Genomic DNA, 681 nt, shown 5'->3' with positions numbered 1-681 from the left:
TGGTATTTGATTTGGCAAAGCTTTCCCGACAGGCTTTATTCAAAAGCCATTCACTACCGCCAGCGAAGCCTCAAATGCTGATTCCAATTAATCGGGCTGCACGCTGAGGATGTCTTGCGCGCAAGCGAAGGGAGCCTATATTCATGACCCGGCGCGATATCGCGGGCCTGTAATCCGCTTAAAACGACATCAACGTCCCGGATATGCCCGTAGGCAGGTTAACGTTACGGTGCCCTCGCCGGTTCCTCATCAGTCAATCGCGCCTGATTGCTTCCATTCATGAACCATCGACCATGTTGTGCAGTCTATGGCGGGCCCGATGCAGGCGGCTTTTGACCGTACCGATTGAGCACTCGCAAAGTTCCGCTGTGCGTTCGTAGCTTTTGCCTTCAAACACCACCAGCGAGAGTACCCGGCGATATTTGTGCGGCAGTGTTTTCAGAGCGATTTGCACATCATGTGCTTCAACAATGTCTTCCTGGGAGGGACCTACGCTCGCAATTGGAGATACGCAATCGGAAACACCGGGCGCTTCTCTCTTCTGCAGCCGGATACGGGTGCAAAAAGTGTTGCGCATAATGGTGAAAAGCCACGATTTGAGGGGGGAATAAGGGACGTATTTCTCCCGATTGGCGAGAGCTTTGAGAAGTGTTTCCTGAACGAGATCTTCGGCATCTTCCC

At 52.6% G+C, this 681-nt stretch carries 1 protein-coding gene; it reads right to left on the bottom strand.

The window, feature by feature from the left end:
* Positions 1-277: 277 nt before the first annotated feature.
* On the bottom strand, positions 278-681 hold a 404-nt coding region (locus ACTJKP_RS27080), incomplete at its 5' end, for an RNA polymerase sigma factor (protein WP_440632861.1).

Origin of the sequence: Brucella sp. 22210, assembly GCF_052045675.1 — a bacterium.
Classification (GTDB): domain Bacteria; phylum Pseudomonadota; class Alphaproteobacteria; order Rhizobiales; family Rhizobiaceae; genus Brucella.
This window is presented reverse-complemented; position numbering and strand designations above follow the sequence as displayed.